This window comes from Microbacterium sp. LB12, from assembly GCF_037150835.1.
Taxonomy (GTDB): domain Bacteria; phylum Actinomycetota; class Actinomycetes; order Actinomycetales; family Microbacteriaceae; genus Microbacterium.
The window spans coordinates 388,983-402,741 of record NZ_JBBCPF010000001.1 but is presented as its reverse complement, the minus strand read 5'-3'; the positions used below and the strand labels follow the sequence as shown (position 1 = coordinate 402,741).

17 protein-coding genes are annotated in these 13,759 nt (G+C 70.2%); 7 read left to right on the top strand and 10 right to left on the bottom strand.

Annotated elements, in window-relative coordinates; translation table 11 throughout:
• Positions 1-4: 4 nt before the first annotated feature.
• Entirely contained in the window at positions 5-532 is a 528-nt protein-coding gene (locus tag WFM69_RS01965) for a GNAT family N-acetyltransferase (RefSeq protein WP_337001113.1), read from the top strand.
• A gap of 1 nt (position 533) precedes the next feature.
• Positions 534-1,247 (top strand): nicotinamide riboside transporter PnuC, encoded by a 714-nt coding sequence (gene pnuC, locus WFM69_RS01960; protein ID WP_337001111.1) that lies wholly within the window; start codon positions 534-536, stop codon positions 1,245-1,247.
• 15 nt (positions 1,248-1,262) lie between these two features.
• On the opposite strand, the gene WFM69_RS01955 is transcribed toward pnuC, so the two are convergent.
• Genes WFM69_RS01955 through WFM69_RS01930 form a run of 6 tightly spaced genes read right to left on the bottom strand, consistent with a single transcriptional unit; the run spans position 1,263 to position 6,962 of the window.
• A complete protein-coding gene (locus WFM69_RS01955; RefSeq protein ID WP_337001109.1) occupies positions 1,263-2,000 on the bottom strand; it encodes an amino acid ABC transporter ATP-binding protein in 738 nt (245 codons plus the stop codon).
• Complete coding sequence (locus WFM69_RS01950) at positions 1,997-2,863, bottom strand: amino acid ABC transporter permease (protein WP_337001107.1); 867 nt, start codon at positions 2,861-2,863, stop codon at positions 1,997-1,999. Before WFM69_RS01950 ends, WFM69_RS01955 begins: the two co-directional genes overlap by 4 nt.
• The gene (locus tag WFM69_RS01945) at positions 2,860-3,711 is read right to left on the bottom strand and encodes an ABC transporter substrate-binding protein (RefSeq protein WP_337001105.1); all 852 of its coding nucleotides are present in this window, start codon (positions 3,709-3,711) and stop codon (positions 2,860-2,862) included. The genes WFM69_RS01950 and WFM69_RS01945 overlap by 4 nt, the downstream gene beginning before the upstream one ends.
• Before the next feature lie 58 nt (positions 3,712-3,769).
• Positions 3,770-4,198 (bottom strand): cupin domain-containing protein, encoded by a 429-nt coding sequence (locus tag WFM69_RS01940; protein ID WP_337001103.1) that lies wholly within the window; start codon positions 4,196-4,198, stop codon positions 3,770-3,772.
• A complete protein-coding gene (locus WFM69_RS01935; RefSeq protein WP_337001101.1) occupies positions 4,195-5,508 on the bottom strand; it encodes an amidohydrolase family protein in 1,314 nt (437 codons plus the stop codon). Before WFM69_RS01935 ends, WFM69_RS01940 begins: the two co-directional genes overlap by 4 nt.
• A complete protein-coding gene (locus tag WFM69_RS01930; RefSeq protein ID WP_337001099.1) occupies positions 5,505-6,962 on the bottom strand; it encodes an adenosylhomocysteinase in 1,458 nt (485 codons plus the stop codon). The genes WFM69_RS01935 and WFM69_RS01930 overlap by 4 nt, the downstream gene beginning before the upstream one ends.
• 124 nt (positions 6,963-7,086) lie before the next feature.
• On the opposite strand from WFM69_RS01930, the gene WFM69_RS01925 reads away from it, so the two are divergent.
• Positions 7,087-8,469, top strand: coding sequence for an LLM class flavin-dependent oxidoreductase (locus WFM69_RS01925; RefSeq protein WP_337001097.1), 1,383 nt, complete (start codon positions 7,087-7,089; stop codon positions 8,467-8,469).
• 113 nt (positions 8,470-8,582) lie between these two features.
• On the opposite strand, the gene WFM69_RS01920 is transcribed toward WFM69_RS01925, so the two are convergent.
• Positions 8,583-9,440, bottom strand: coding sequence for a helix-turn-helix transcriptional regulator (locus WFM69_RS01920; protein WP_337001095.1), 858 nt, complete (start codon positions 9,438-9,440; stop codon positions 8,583-8,585).
• Positions 9,441-9,561: 121 nt separating this feature from the next.
• On the opposite strand from WFM69_RS01920, the gene WFM69_RS01915 reads away from it, so the two are divergent.
• Positions 9,562-10,503 (top strand): SDR family oxidoreductase, encoded by a 942-nt coding sequence (locus tag WFM69_RS01915; RefSeq protein WP_337001093.1) that lies wholly within the window; start codon positions 9,562-9,564, stop codon positions 10,501-10,503.
• A gap of 6 nt (positions 10,504-10,509) precedes the next feature.
• On the opposite strand, the gene WFM69_RS01910 is transcribed toward WFM69_RS01915, so the two are convergent.
• Positions 10,510-10,686: a hypothetical protein gene (locus WFM69_RS01910; protein ID WP_337001091.1), complete on the bottom strand. Its 177-nt coding sequence runs from the start codon at positions 10,684-10,686 to the stop codon at positions 10,510-10,512.
• 9 nt (positions 10,687-10,695) lie between these two features.
• A complete protein-coding gene (locus WFM69_RS01905; RefSeq protein WP_337001089.1) occupies positions 10,696-11,055 on the bottom strand; it encodes a DUF4406 domain-containing protein in 360 nt (119 codons plus the stop codon).
• Positions 11,056-11,109: 54 nt separating this feature from the next.
• On the opposite strand from WFM69_RS01905, the gene WFM69_RS01900 reads away from it, so the two are divergent.
• Positions 11,110-11,859 carry a DeoR/GlpR family DNA-binding transcription regulator gene (locus WFM69_RS01900; protein ID WP_337001087.1) on the top strand — a complete coding sequence of 250 codons (750 nt, stop codon included), beginning with the start codon at positions 11,110-11,112 and terminating at the stop codon, positions 11,857-11,859.
• Positions 11,860-11,901: 42 nt separating this feature from the next.
• Here the strand turns inward: WFM69_RS01900 and WFM69_RS01895 are convergent, their stop codons facing one another.
• Positions 11,902-12,675, bottom strand: a complete 774-nt coding sequence (locus WFM69_RS01895) for a MerR family transcriptional regulator (protein WP_337001085.1) — start codon at positions 12,673-12,675, stop codon at positions 11,902-11,904.
• 37 nt (positions 12,676-12,712) lie between these two features.
• Here WFM69_RS01895 and WFM69_RS01890 point away from each other — a divergent pair, with 37 nt between their 5' ends.
• Together WFM69_RS01890 and WFM69_RS01885 are read left to right on the top strand one after the other, a co-directional pair.
• Positions 12,713-13,153, top strand: coding sequence for a DUF6194 family protein (locus tag WFM69_RS01890; protein ID WP_337001084.1), 441 nt, complete (start codon positions 12,713-12,715; stop codon positions 13,151-13,153).
• Between the two features lie 2 nt (positions 13,154-13,155).
• Positions 13,156-13,689: a putative immunity protein gene (locus WFM69_RS01885; protein WP_337001082.1), complete on the top strand. Its 534-nt coding sequence runs from the start codon at positions 13,156-13,158 to the stop codon at positions 13,687-13,689.
• The last annotated feature ends 70 nt before the right edge of the window (positions 13,690-13,759 follow it).

Sequence of the window (13,759 nt, the reverse complement as noted above, 5' to 3'; positions counted from 1 at the left end):
GCCGATGACAGCCGTGCGCATCAGGGATGCCGAGACCGCCGATCTCGACACCATCACCGCCATCCACAATCACGCCGTGGTGCACACCACCGCGATCTGGAACGAAGAGGCCGTCGACCTCGCCGACCGCGCCGCATGGCTCGCCGACCGCACCGATCGCGGCTACCCCGTGATCGTCGCGGTCGACGACTCCGGCGTGCTGGGCTACGCGTCGTACGCGCAGTGGCGTCCGCACAGCGGCTACCGGCTCACGGTCGAGCACTCGGTGTACGTGCGCGGCGGCGAGCACGGCCGCGGCATCGGCACGGCGCTGATGGCCGAGCTGGTCGAGCGCGCCAGGGCGGCCGGCCTGCACGTGATGATCGCGGGGATCGAGAGCGGCAACGCCGCCTCCATCGCCCTGCACGAGCGCCTCGGTTTCGCCGAAGTCGGACGCATGCCGCAGGTGGGTGCGAAATTCGGACGCTGGCTCGACCTGAGCATGCTGCAGCTCGTGCTCGACGAACGCACCGAACCCGACGCGGGATCCTGACGTGGATCCGCTGCAGTGGTTCGTCGAGGCCTTCAACTCGTCGTGGACGCTGCCGGGCGGGCAGACGCTCCTCGTGCGGGAGGTCGTCGGCAACGCGTTCGGTCTCGCCAGCGCGCTGGGCGGGATGCGCCGCAAGGTGTGGGCGTGGCCGGTCGGCATCATCGGCAACGCGCTGCTGCTGACGGTGTTCCTCGGCTCTGCCTTCAGCCCCGACCCCTCGCTGCCGCACCTGCTCGGGCAGGCGGGACGGCAGATCATGTTCATCGCCGTCGCGATCTACGGGTGGGTGCGCTGGCGCAACCTCGACGGCGGCCGGGTCGTGCCGCGGTGGGCTCCCACCGGTGCGCGCATCGGCATGGTCCTGGTGATGATCGTGGGCACCGTGGCCCTCACACCGCTGTTCCGTCTGCTCGGCTCGTGGGAGCCGGTGTGGGCCGATGCCTGGACGTTCGTCGGGTCCCTGCTCGCGACCTACGGCATGGCCAAGGGGTGGACGGAGTTCTGGCTCATCTGGATCGCGGTCGACGTGGTCGGCGTGCCGCTGCTGTTCAGCTCCGGCTACTACGCCACCGGGTTCATGTACGTCTTCTACGGCGTCTTCACGGCGATCGGATTCGTGATCTGGTGGCGGGCGCAGCGCCAGGCCGACCATGACATCGAGATCCTGCCACCCGACCCGAGCCCGCGCCGGCCGGAGGAGGAAGAGCTCGCCTGAGCCGCGCCTCCGGGGTCAGTGCTGCACGCGCGCCAGGAACTCCGCGGTGGCCGCCTGCTGCGGCGCATCGAACACCTGCGACGGCGGCCCCTGCTCGACGACCACGCCGTGCTCCATGAACACGATGCGGTCGGCGACCTCGCGCGCGAACGACATCTCGTGCGTGGCCATCACGATCGTGGCGCCCTGGTGCTTCAGCTCGCGCACCAGGTCGAGCACCTCGCCCACCAGCTGCGGGTCGAGAGCGCTGGTGATCTCGTCGAGCAGCAGCACCTCGGGCTGCGTGAGGATCGCACGCACGATGGCCACACGCTGCTGCTGGCCGCCGGAGAGTCGGTCGGGGTACTCGTCGGCCTTGGCGCCGAGCCCCAGCGTCTCGAGCAGCTCGCGGGCCTTGGTGCGGGCGTCCGCCTTGCGCATCCCGTGCACGCGGATCGCGGCGAGGGTCACGTTGTCGAGGACGGTCAGATGCGGGAACAGGTTGAAGTGCTGGAACACCACGCCGATGCGGGCGCGCACGGCGTCGGCATCCACCCGCGGGTCGGTGATGTCATCACCCGACAGGAAGATCTGTCCGTCGTCGACGCCCTCGATGAGGTTCATCGTCTTGAGCAGCGTCGACTTTCCCGATCCCGACGCACCGATCAGGACAACCACCTCGTGCGTGCCGACGGCGAGGTCGATGCCGCGCAGCACGTCGTGGTCGCCGAAGCGCTTGCGCACACCCCTGGCCTCGATCACGGGGACGCTCATACGACTCCTCCGGCCTGCTCGCGCTTGTTCAAGCGGGCGGTGACGACATCGGTCAACCGGATCATCGGCCAGCTGAGGATGATGAACATGAGCCCGGCGACGATGTACGGCGTGAAGTTGTAGGTCTCGGCGACGAGCAGCTGGGCAGCGCGCACGGCATCGACCGCGCCGAGCACCGAGATCAGTCCGACATCCTTCTGCATCGACACGAAGTCGTTCATCAGGGCGGGCACGACCTTGCGCACCCCCTGCGGGATCACGACGATCCGGAGGGTCTGCGCGTGGCTGAGTCCGAGCGAGCGCGCGGCGATCCGCTGCGAGGGATGCACCGCCTCCATGCCGGCGCGGAGAACCTCGGCGACGTAGGCCGAGTACGTGAGGACCAGGGCGATCGTGCCCCAGAACATCGCGGGCATGCGCGGGAAGATCATCAGCGCCGGGATGCCGAAGCCCACCAGGTACAGCACGATCAGCAGCGGGATGCCGCGGAAGAAGTCGGTGTACGCGGCGGCGAGCGCGCGCAGCGGGAAGAACACCGGTCCGCGCAGCGAGCGCATCGTGGCCAGGAGCGTGCCGAGGATCGCGACGCACACCACGGCGATGACGAGCACCAGCAGGTTGACCAGCAGCCCCTGGAAGATCGGGCCGATGCTCTCCAGCGCGACCTGCGGGTCGAAGAACGTCTGGCTGACGATCGCCCAGCCGGGGGTGTTCACCACGACGACGATCAGCACCGTCAGCAGCACGAGGCTGCTGACGAGAGCGATCAGGACGGACCGGGTGGTGGCCCGGCGCCGCAGAACGCGGCGTGACAGCTCGAGCTCGCTCGGCTGCCACCCCGCGTCGACGGAGGGTGAGGTCATTTCAGGACGGGGACGTCGACCGCGTCGCTGAGCCACTTCTGCTGCAGCTCGTCGAGCGTGCCGTTGTCGCGCAGGGTGTCGACGGCCTTCGTGACGTCTGCCGTGAGAGCGGAGCCCTTGGGCAGCACGATGCCGAAGTCGTCACCGCCGTTCGCGTCGGCGAACTGTCCCGTGACGACACCGTCGTCGAGCTGTGCGCCGACCACGTAGAACGCGCCGGGGAGATCGGTGATCATCGCGTCGATCTGGCCGCCCTTGAGCGCGAGCACGACGTCGTCGACCGAGTTGAAGACGCTGAGGTTCGCCTCGCCGAGCTGCGCCTTGGCGACCGTGTAGCTGGTGGTGCCGCTGGCGACGCCGACCTTGGTGGCCTTGAGCTCGTCGATGGTCGTGGCGGATGCCGCGGGCGAGCCGCCGACCGCGACGACGGCCTGGGTGGTCGTGTAGTACGGCGAGGAGAAGTCGACCGCCTTCTTGCGGTCATCCGTGATGGAGAACTGCTGCAGGTTGATGTCCCAGTCCTTCGGGCCTGGAGCGATCGCGCCGTCGAAGGTGGTGCGGACCCAGACGATGTCGTCGGCCTTGTATCCGAGCTGCTCGGCGACGGCGTTCGCGACCGCGCCTTCGAAGCCCTTGCCGTTGGAGGGGTCGTCGTCGACGAACCACGGCTCGTAGTTGGGCTCGCCGGTGGCGATCGTGAGCTTGCCCTCGGTCACGGTCGGAAGGCCCGAGCCGTCTCCGCTTCCGGAGTCGGTCGACGGCGTGCTGCAGGCGGCGAGGGTGAGGGCGAGGGTGGCAGCGGCTGCGGCTGCGGCAGCGGCGCGGCGGAGAGCGGGAGAGAAGGGCACGAGGACTCCAGGGCGAAGAAGGGTAGGAAGGAGAGTGCGAGGCAGGACGGGTCTGCCTCTACAGAGTAGGCGATGCGGCGAGTCGCCAATCCGCGAAATCGAAACCTGGCGACACGAAGCAGGAGACCAGGACCTCCTCCGCGTCCAGCGGGCGCGCCGCCTGCCACACTCCGGCGGGCACGAGCTGTTGCGCGGCGTCGTCCGGGCCGAGCACGACGGTGGTCGCTTCCCCCGGCTCCTGACCGTCGCCGCCGAGGCTGAGCTCGAGCCGGCCGGGTCCGTGCCACAGCCACAGCTCGTCGCTGGTGACGACGTGCCATTCGCTGCGCTCCTCGGGCTGGAGGAGGTAGTGGATACAGGTGGCCGCGGGCCGCTGGCCGTTCGGGGTCTCCACGGGCAGGGGGCTCGTCCACGTGCGGCGGAACCAGCCGCCCTCCGGGTGCGAGGCGAGGTCGAGGCGCTCGGCGGTCGCGGGGCGCTGTGTCATGCGACACCTCCAGGTTCGGTGGCGACCGCGGCTCGGTCGAAGGAGTCGATCGCGTAGCGCACCTCGCCGGCGACGACGGTGGCGGCGGTGCGTCCGGCGCCGTGCTCGACGAGCTCGACGACGGCGTCGGGGCCGGCCGGGACGTCGAAGAACGTGAGGTCGGCGAGGGCGCCCACGGCGAGGTAGCCGGTGCGGTCGGGGCCGACATCGATGCCCATGGCGTGCGCACCGCCGAGCGTCGCGGCGCCGAGGAGGCGCGCATGCAGGTCACGGTCGGTGTAACCCTGCGAGCGGGCGATGCGAGCGAGCGCGGCCACATCGGCGAGCACGTCGAGCGAGGGGCTGGACGACAGCGAGTCTGTGCCGACCGCGATCGGGCTGCCCTCGCGCAGGTAGGCGGCGATCGGCGGCTCCTCGAGCCCGATCACCGCGTTGGAGCGCGGGCACAGCGCCACGGTGGTGCGGCGCTCGCGGAGGATCGCACGGTCGCGGGCGCTCATGTAGACGCCGTGGGCGATGTGGCAGTCGGGGCCGAGCACACCGAGCTGATCGACGAACTCGGTGGCGCTGGTGCCGAACCCGGCCTTGCGCAGCTCCTGGAAGCTGGCGAGGCCTGCCGTGTGCCAGGCCTGCGGATGCTCGTGCGCGAACTCGCTCTCGAACGCGGCCTCGCCGAGGTGGATGTGGATGCGCCCGCCGCGCTCGCGCACGATGTCGGGGATCTCCAGCAGCGGCTCGATGTCGAGCGAGTAGGGCGCGTGCGGCGAGAGACCCGTTCCCGGTGGGGTGGGCAGGGCGTCGAGCGCCTGCTCCACCTGTGCGCGTCCGGTGCGCGCCCAGTCGGCGTTGGTCCAGCTCATCACCTCCCAGTAGGTGATGCCGTGCAGCCGGGCATCGTGCAGGGCGGTCGCCGCCGCACGGTCGGTCACCACGTCTGCCACGGCCGTCGTGCCGGAGCGCAGCGCCTGGGCCGCGCCGTCTGCCGCGTCCGCCGCCCAGTCGCGCCCGGACTCGTAGACCGGGTCGAACGCGCGCACCCAGTCGTCGAAGCCGTCGTACTGTCCGCGGCCGACCGAGGCCATGCCGGTGTACTGCAGGTGGGTGTGGGCGTTCACGAGGCCGGGGGTGAGCACGCCGGGCCAGTGCACCTCGTCGGCGTCGATGCCGCGTTCGGCGAGCGAGCGCAGCACCCAGGCGCGTTCGCCGACGTGCAGGATGCGTCCGTCGCGCACGGCGACCGCGCCGTCGACGATCGGCGGTGCCGTGATGGGCACCACGAGTCCGGCGGAGTACACGGTGGTGGCGGTCATGCGGATGCTCCTCGGAATCGCGGCGAGCGCCACTCCCGCTGCGCCTCCACCTGCGCCGGACTGCGCTCGTCGATCTGCTCACCGCGCGCGGCCAGGGCGGCGGCACCGATCGTGGCGTCGGCTTCGGCGGGCAGGGGATGCACGCCGACGGACAGGTCGTGCGTGAGCAGGTGCTCGACGGCGAAGAGCTGCACCGAGAAGGACAGGTCCATGATCTCGATCGGGTTGCCTTCGCCGGCCGAGAGGTTCACGCAGCCGCCGCGGGCGATCACGAGGGCACCGTCGCCGGCGCGCTCGACGAACGGCGAGGTCTCTCCCCGCTCGCCGGCGTACGGGTGCACGGTCGAGACGTCGAGGTCGATCTCGTGCGGCACGCCACCGGCGACCGCGACGATGCGCGCCACCCGCAGCACCTCGGCGTCGACCGTGTGCGGCGCTCCGGTGGCCGAGACCACAAGCGCCCCGGGAGCGAGGTCGCGCAACCGCCCGATGCGGTAGCCGTCGTGCGCGGCCCGGAGCGCACGCACGGCGTCGGTCTCGGTGACCGCGACGTCGACGCCCAGCGCTCGCAGATGCGCCGCGACGCCTTCACCGACGGGGCCGTAGCCGATCACGACCGCGGGCTGGTCGCGCACGTCGATGCCCGCAGCATCCAGCGCGTCGGCGATCGCGAACACGCACGACTGGCCCGTGCCGTAGCGGTTGTCGAAAGAGGTCTTCGTCAGGGCGTCGTTCACCGCGATGACCGGGATGCCGAGCACGCCCTCGCGCTCCATCAGTCGCAGCGGGGTGAGCCCGCTCGTGGTCTCCTCCGCGGCGCCACGGAGGTCGGCGGCGATGCCTTCCTCGTGGGCGAGTCGGATCAGGTGCGAACCGTCGTCGAGCAGCAGGTCGAAGCCCCGGCGCAGGAACGACACCGCGGCGGCGCGCTCGGCCGCGCCCGAGAGCGTCGGGTCGCCGTCGACCGGGATACCGCGGGCACGCAGCACCCCGGCGACCTCCACGTCGATCTCGTCGGGGTGGGCGTACACGGCGACCGTGGCACCGGCATCGCGCAGCAGCAGGGCCAGCTGGGCGGTCTTCGGTTCGAGCACCATCGCGATGCCGATCCGCATACCGCGCACCGTTCCGGCGTCTCGCAGCCGCGCGGCGAGCGCGGTCGCGACGGGCATGTGACGTCCGGCCGCGTCGACCCGGTCCTCCGCGGTCTCGCGCACGGGCAGCGGTGCGCCGTCGAGCAGGATCTCGACCGCCTCACCGGGCGCGAACACGACGCCGGTCTGTCCGGCACCGCCTGCTCGGAGGTGTCCCCCGAGGGCGTGGAGCAGCACGCGCAATGCCTCCGCGACGGCATCCGTCCCCTCCACGGTGAAGTCCCGACCCGACACGAGCAGGTTGGTCTCGCGGGCGAAGCGGCGCACCAGACGCTGGGCGGTCGCGGTCTCGTCGGTCACCAGTCAAGGGTAGAGCCCGCACGGATGCGCCGATGCCCACGGCGACGCACTTCCCGACCCCGGAATGTGTCCGCACGTTTCGTCGACCCTGGCCACGGACGCGGTGGTCGCCTTTCATGGGTGCATGACCCGTCAGATCCGCTTCAACGCCTTCGACATGAACTGCGTCGCCCACCAGTCGTCCGGCCTGTGGCGGCACCCCGACGACCGCTCCCGCCAGTACAACACCATCTCGTACTGGACCGACCTGGCGAAGCTGTTGGAGAGCGCGACGTTCGACGGCATCTTCATCGCCGACGTGCTCGGCACCTACGACGTCTACGGCGGCACGAACGAGGCTGCGATCCGCAACGGCGCCCAGGTGCCCGTGAACGACCCGATCTTGCTGGTCAGCGCGATGGCCGCGGTCACCGAGCACCTGGGTTTCGGCATCACCGCCGGCACGGCGTTCGAGCACCCCTACCCGTTCGCGCGACGACTGAGCACGCTCGACCATCTCACGCAGGGGCGCGTCGGCTGGAACGTCGTCACCGGCTATCTGCCCAGCGCCGCACGCAACATGGGCCAGGAGGACCAGCTCGCCCACGACGACCGCTACGACCATGCCGACGAATACGTCGAGGTGCTCTACAAGCTGTGGGAGGGCTCGTGGGAAGACGATGCCGTGGTCGAGGACCGTGAGCGCGGCATCTTCACGGACCCGTCGAAGGTGCATCCGATCGGGCATGAGGGGAAGCACTTCAGCGTGCCCGGCATCCACATCTCCGAGCCGTCGCCGCAGCGCACACCGGTGATCTACCAGGCGGGTGCGAGCCCGCGCGGGGTGAAGTTCGCGGCCGAGAACGCCGAGGCCATCTTCGTCGCGGCGCCGTCGAAGGAGGTGCTCGCGGGAACGGTGAAGCGCATCCGCGATGCCCTCGAGGCTGCGGGTCGCGACCGGTACGACGCGCGCATCTACACACTGCTCACGGTCATCACCGCGGCGACGAGCGAAGAGGCGACGGCGAAGCACGCCGAGTACCTCTCTTACGCGAGCCCCGAGGGCGCGCTCACGTTCATGTCGGGATGGATGGGCGTCGACCTGTCACAGTACGCCGAGGACGAGCCGGTCGGGAACGTCGAGTCGAACGCGATCCAATCCGTGCTGCAGCACCTGAAGGAGGAGGCCGACCTCGGTCGCGAGTGGACCGTCGGGGACTTCGGCCGTCACAACGCCATCGGCGGACTCGGCCCCACGATCGTCGGCTCGGGCGAGGAGATCGCCGACGAGCTGCAGTCGTGGGTCGAGCAGACCGACATCGACGGCTTCAACCTCGCCTACGCGGTCACGCCCGGCACGTGGCAGGACATCATCGAGCACGTGATCCCGGTGCTCCGCGAGCGCGGCGCCTACCCCGAGGAGTACGCACCGGGCACGCTCCGCAACAAGCTCCACGGTCGCGGCGACCGCGTGCAGGACACGCACCGAGCCGCGCGCTACCGCGTGGGTGCGAACGCCCCGGCGTGACCACGAGCTGCTCGGATGCTCCTCCCCGAGCGAGCATCCCGATCGTCATCGAGCCGACTCCGTGCAGATTCGGCACCGGTCGGTGACGGCCTTGGCACCGGGAAGGCGAATTGTCACCCCTGGATCGCGGTGAAGGGCGAACGAGGCGCGAGCATGGACAGCAGCCGGAGCTTGTCCGCGCTCTCCGACCCGGGAACAGCGGTGTACACGAGGAGGAAGTGCGACTGCTCCGGATCGATGAGGTTCTGACACGTCAGCTCGAGCGCCCCGACCTCCGGATGCACGAAGCGCTTGGTCTCGCGTGGACGCAGCCCGACCTCGTGCCGCTCCCAGATCTCGCGGAACTCGGCGCTGCGCTCCTGCAGGGAGTCGGCCATCCGCGACGCCCGTGAGGCGATGCCGCGACGTGCGACGACTTCCCGCAGTCCCGAGACCCACAGACGCGACAGGAACTCATGCTCGGCGGGATCGTACAGGTCACGCGTCGACGGCTCACTGAACCAGCGGTAGCCGAGACTCCGGTCGAGACCGGTGAATCGCGTCGTCTCACCGGTCAGCGCCACGCCGAGCGGAGTCTGAAGCAGCGTCTCACCGAGTTCGCTCACGATCTCCGCCGGGGTGTCCTGCAGACGGTCGAGGATGCGCAGCAGTCCGGGACTGATGTGCTCGCTCACACCCCCGCGCGGAGGGGGCGCGTGCCCTGCGAGCCGGAACAGGTGATCGCGCTCATCGACCGTGAGGTGAAGCCCCTGCGCGATCGCGGCGAGCATCTGTTCGGACGGCAACGGCCCGTCTCCCCGTTCGAGCCGGGCGTAGTAGTCGGCCGACATGTGGCTGAGGGCGGCGACCTCCTCGCGGCGGAGCCCCTCGGTGCGGCGTCTCGCGCCGCGCGGCAACCCCACGTCCTCGGGCTGCAGGCTGTCTCGTCTCAGCCGGAGGAAGTCCGCGAGTGCCGCCCGATCGATCGCCATGAATCCCCCACCTGTCGATGCCCCGATCCTCGCATCCTGGCGGTATCGCTATCCACTGCATGGGGAGTCCTGGTTGCGGTGGCCCGCGGCGCGCACGCTGGAGAGGACACGAAGGAGCATCATGGCCACTCGCACCCCCGACATCCGCATCCCCTCGCTCACCGGTCGTCGCGCCGTCGTCACCGGCGCGAGCGACGGCATCGGTTTGCGCATCGCGACACGGCTCGCGCAGGCCGGCGCCGAGATCGTGCTCCCGGTGCGCAACACCCGCAAGGGAGATGCCGCCGTGAACGCGATCCGGGCGGCCGTCCCCGACGCACGCGTGCAGACCCTGCCCCTCGATCTGTCGTCACTGACCTCCGTTGCCGCCTTCGGCGAGGCGATGCGCGACGACGGGCGTCCGGTGCATCTGCTCATCAACAACGCTGGCGTCATGACACCGCCGGATCGGCAGACGACTGCCGACGGCATCGAACTGCAGTTCGGGACCAACCACCTCGGACACTTCGCCCTCGTGTCGCAGCTGTTGCCGTTGCTGCGGGAGGGGAAGGCACGCGTGACCTCGCAGGTGAGCGTTGCTGCGGCACGCGGAAGCATCAACTGGCAGGATCCGAATTGGGAGCGGACCTATGACGGGATGCGGGCGTACCGGCAGTCGAAGATCGCCTTCGGATTGTTCGGAGTCGAGCTCGACCGGCGCAGCCGCGATCGGGGATGGGGCATCACGTCGAACCTGTCTCATCCGGGCGTCGCCCCGACGAGCCTCCTCGCCGCTCGCCCCGAGCTCGGGCGCGCCGAGGACACCACCGGGGTGCGGATGATCCGCTGGGCTTCGCAGCGCGGCCTGATGGTCGGGACCCCTGAGAGCGCCGCTCTCCCCGCGCTGTTCGCGGCGACGGCGGCGGAAGCGGCTCCGGCTAGCCTCTACGGCCCCCGCGGACCAGGACACCTCGGCGGAGCTCCGGCAGAGCAGCCCCTCTACCGCCCGCTCCGCAGCACCGAGGACGCCGCGCGCAGCTGGCACCTCTCGGAGGAGATGACCGGGGCGTCTTACCCGCAGTGAGGCGGATCAGTCGTCGCGACCGCTGAAGATGCCGCGGAGGACGAGGAAGACCACGACGGCGACGACCGCGACGATCCCGAGCTTGAAGATGAACGCCAGGACCGAGAACAGGGCGCTCACGATCCACCACGCGATCACGACGGCGAGGATCACGCCGAGGACGGTCCAGAGGTTCTTGGTCATGCCTCCAGCCTAGGGAGTCGTGACTGAAGGGATCTCGTCGAGCGATCGGTAGATCGGCAGACCGCGCTCCTGCGCGATCTCGACGTCCTTGTCGGCGCCCGAGGACTCCCCGGGCAGGCGCAGCACCGCGTCGCAGTGCCGCAGCAGACGACGAGCGGTCTCGTACATCACGTCGCCCTCTCCCTCGGAGTCGAGGGTGCGCAGCACAGGAAGAGCGACCCACTCTCCGATCATCGGCACGTGGCCGAGGCGGAAGATCGGACCGGACGCCTCCTCGAGACGGGCCAGATTCTGGGCGATCAGGGCGGGGTCGCCGTTCGTTCCGGAGCGATAGGGGCCGGCGATCAGGATCAGCAGTGGCTTGGACATGGGGATGACTGTAGTGTGAATCGTGCACAAACATGCAACTTCGTGAGGAAACGTATGCTCGCCGCACAGCGCAAGGATCACCTGCTCGACCTTCTCCAGCGGGAAGGACGTGTCGTCGCGAAGACCGTGGCCGACGACCTCGGGGTGTCGGAAGATGCCATCCGCCGCGACCTCCGCGAGCTCGCCGACGAAGGCAGGGTCGTGCGCGTGTACGGCGGGGCCCTCCCGATCCCCGCAGCCGAACCGCCGGTGCACGAACGTCGAGAGCTCGCCACCGAGAGCAAGGAACGAGTTGCGCGGCGGGCCGTGGCGAGCATCCGCCCCGGGGCGACGATCGTCCTGGACGCCGGCACGACCACCCTCGCGTTGGCGCGACTGCTCCCGTCCGGGACCGGGCTCACCGTGATCACCCCGAGTCCCGCCATCGCCCTCGCCGCAGCGGAGCACTCCGACGCGCGGGTCATCATGATCGGCGGGGAGCTCTCGCGCCACTCGATGGTCGCCGGCGGAGGGCTGGCGATGGAGGCGTTGCAGCACCTCGCCGCCGACGTGTTCTACCTCGGCGCGAGCGGCGTCGATCCGCGCCACGGCCTCACCACGGGCGAGCTCGACGACGCCGCGACGAAGCGAGCGATCGCTGCGCGCTGCACCGAGACGATCGTGCTCGCCAGCGAGGAGAAGGTCGGCGCGACGGCGCGCTTCCCCGTGCTGCCGCTCGACGCGATCTCCGCGATCATCACCGACCCGCTCGACACGAACCCGCTGATCGAGGAGCTCGCGGCCGCGGTCGGCGGGGAAGTCTGATCGACGGCATAACTTCGCAGAACAGCAGATCCCTCGCACGGATCACGAGGATTCCTGCGAAGAACCTGCCGTCCTGCGAGAGTTCGGGTCGCGCTCGGCGAGCATCGCAGACAGGTGTCCGGCCGCGTGCAGGAGGGCGATGCTGCGCTGCGTGAGTGCGGTCAGTCGCTCCGCGAGCAGCCGTTGCGCATCCCCCGCCGCCCGATCGCGCACCTGCTCGAGGATGTCCGCGATCGCCGGGATGCCATAGCCCCCGGAGCGCAGGGCCGCGATGATCCGCCCCTCCGTGACAGCCCCGGAGCCGAATGACCGCACGCCCGACGACCGGGCCGGATGGAGGAGCCCTTCCCGCTCCCAGTGCCGCAGCGCGGAAGGCCGCACATCCAGTGCGTCCGCGAGTTCACCGATGCTCATCGCGTCCTCTTCACGGAACACGTCCCCCGCCTCTGCCACGGCCACGGCGAGCCCCGCGAGCGCCTCCTTCACGCGGGCGCGCTCCCCCGCGATGTCCGCATGGAGGTCGTCGATCGTCGCGGCGGCGTCATCGAGCGGTCCCGCGATCAGGACGGGCATCAGCCGACGAGCGGGCACCGGGCCGATCGCCGAGGCCATCGCCCTGTATGCACGCAGCGCCGTCTCGTGCGTCGAGGAGTAGCGGCGATAGCCGTTGGCTCCCCGCTCGGCGACGGGCAGCACGCCGAGGCGCTCCAGGTCCCGCACCTGTTGCGTCGAGTAGCCCACCCGAATCCCGAGCATCGCCGTCGTCATGACCTGCTCTGGAGGGTTGTACGCGTGGATCCCGGTCGACTCAAACACGAAGTCCACATAAGCACATCAACTCCATCATTGAAGGATGGAGATGCAGGAGATCATCGATTCGGTCCGTGGGCTCGACGGCGCACTCGTCCTCACCCCGGAGAAAGGCAGCGCGTTCCCGGAGCTGTCGTGGGGAGACGCCTACTTCTCCTACGCACCCGACGGGAGGATGCCGGATCGCACGCAGCCCTACGGGACCGTGATCACGAAGGACTACCCCGACGATGCGTCCTCCGGGTTGGACGCACCGGGACGGTTCCGGGTGAACATCCACGTCGGGCGCGACCGCGCGGCAGAGCTCGTGACGGCGAGCGGCGACCCGGGCGCGGCCGACGTGTTCCACGCACACCCGCTCTACGGTGCGTCCGGCTGGGTGTGCGTGATCCTCCCCGCGGAACGGACGTCGACGGCGGTGCTCGACCTGCTCCGCGAGGCGCACGAGGCCGCCCGGTCGCGTGCCGAGCGTCGGGCGAGGTGAGCGTGTCGACGCCGCAGGGCATGACCGAAGCCGACCGGCGGATCGTGGCGGTGTGGGCCGCTGACTGCGCCGAGCGGGTGCTGCCGCTGTTCGAGGCGGAAGCGCCGGGCGATGACCGTGCTCGTGATGCCATCGCCCGCACGCGCGCCTTCGCACGCGGGGAGCTCACAGCCGCGGGAGAGATCCGTCGACGGTTCGTCGCCGGTCGCGCTGCCCGCTCTGCGACCTCGCCTGCCGGAGTGGCCGCGGCGCGGGCGGCAGCCCAGGCTGCGGGCGTCGCGCACATGGGCGCCCACGCCCTCGGGGCCGCCGCGTACGCCGCGAGCGCAGTGGATCTGGCGCACCCCTCAGACGGTGAGGCGCGCGGTGCCGAAGTGCGCTGGCAGCTCGCACGCCTCTCCCCCGCGGAAGCCGCCGTGCTGCGAAATCTGCCACCGCTCGGCGAAGACACGGCGGGCCCGCTCGGCCCCGGCCTGCTCGCCTCCGGCACCCTCGGCGCAGTGATCCGCGAGCTCCAGACGCACCTGCAGCGCTGAGGCCACACCGCAGAGACGTCGCAGAACAACAGGTTCTTCGCACGGATCGCGGAGATTCCTGCGAAGTTCG

Bases quoted from the DNA above. Each gene is read 5' to 3' on its own strand.
- WFM69_RS01920 (WP_337001095.1), bottom strand. From the start codon at position 9,440: ATGGCGATCGATCGGGCGGCACTCGCGGACTTCCTCCGGCTGAGACGA.
- WFM69_RS01910 (WP_337001091.1), bottom strand. From the start codon at position 10,686: ATGACCAAGAACCTCTGGACCGTCCTCGGCGTGATCCTCGCCGTCGTG.
- WFM69_RS01905 (WP_337001089.1), bottom strand. From the start codon at position 11,055: ATGTCCAAGCCACTGCTGATCCTGATCGCCGGCCCCTATCGCTCCGGA.
- WFM69_RS01900 (WP_337001087.1), top strand. From the start codon at position 11,110: ATGCTCGCCGCACAGCGCAAGGATCACCTGCTCGACCTTCTCCAGCGG.
- WFM69_RS01925 (WP_337001097.1), top strand. From the start codon at position 7,087: ATGACCCGTCAGATCCGCTTCAACGCCTTCGACATGAACTGCGTCGCC.
- WFM69_RS01940 (WP_337001103.1), bottom strand. From the start codon at position 4,198: ATGACACAGCGCCCCGCGACCGCCGAGCGCCTCGACCTCGCCTCGCAC.
- WFM69_RS01950 (WP_337001107.1), bottom strand. From the start codon at position 2,863: ATGACCTCACCCTCCGTCGACGCGGGGTGGCAGCCGAGCGAGCTCGAG.
- WFM69_RS01890 (WP_337001084.1), top strand. From the start codon at position 12,713: ATGGAGATGCAGGAGATCATCGATTCGGTCCGTGGGCTCGACGGCGCA.
- WFM69_RS01965 (WP_337001113.1), top strand. From the start codon at position 5: ATGACAGCCGTGCGCATCAGGGATGCCGAGACCGCCGATCTCGACACC.
- WFM69_RS01955 (WP_337001109.1), bottom strand. From the start codon at position 2,000: ATGAGCGTCCCCGTGATCGAGGCCAGGGGTGTGCGCAAGCGCTTCGGC.
- WFM69_RS01935 (WP_337001101.1), bottom strand. From the start codon at position 5,508: ATGACCGCCACCACCGTGTACTCCGCCGGACTCGTGGTGCCCATCACG.
- WFM69_RS01915 (WP_337001093.1), top strand. From the start codon at position 9,562: ATGGCCACTCGCACCCCCGACATCCGCATCCCCTCGCTCACCGGTCGT.